General features: G+C 66.3%; 1 protein-coding gene. It reads left to right on the top strand.

The window, feature by feature from the left end:
• Positions 1-363: 363 nt before the first annotated feature.
• On the top strand, positions 364-584 hold a 221-nt coding region (locus tag ACYVKX_RS20250), incomplete at its 3' end, for a hypothetical protein (protein WP_460835492.1).

The following is a 584-nucleotide window of genomic DNA, read 5'->3' on the forward strand; positions in this document are numbered from 1 at the left end:
ACGCACGACTCAACGCCGCCTGAAACTCAAGACAACCGTCAAAGTTCTAACGACCAAGGATCGCTAGGACGTCCTACTACCTGAGCGGGCTTCGCCTACGAGCTCAAGTTGTCGACGACGGCTGCGTCACCGGAGGTGCGTAGGCGCATCCCGTGCCTTCCGCTGGTGAACTCAAGGCGGTCTGGCCGCCGTAGTCCCAGCACATCTTCCTTCGTCATGGGCCTGGCGTATCGGGCCACACGCCCGGCGGGCAGCCGATCGTCTCGTGGGAGACGGTGGTGCACCTCAGTGATCCCCTGCACGCGCCGTCGCGGCAGCGGCTGCGGACGCCGAAGGCCTCTCGGACCGCATCCGAGGGGGTTCGTGTGGTCACGCGGACGGGCACGGGGCAGCGCGGTCTACTACAGCGCCCTCACCGCGCTGGCCGCCCAAGCGAGGCAGGGTGACGACGAGCAGACGGCGAACCTGCTCGGCGTCGAAGGGAACCGAATCGAGGAGGCGTTCCCAGCGACGCACCTGTCCGCGTACTACCTCACATGTCGCTCCGCGTACGGCCTGATGTGTAGGTCGGTCTCGGCGAGTTG

Source organism: Nocardioides hungaricus (assembly GCF_054782915.1).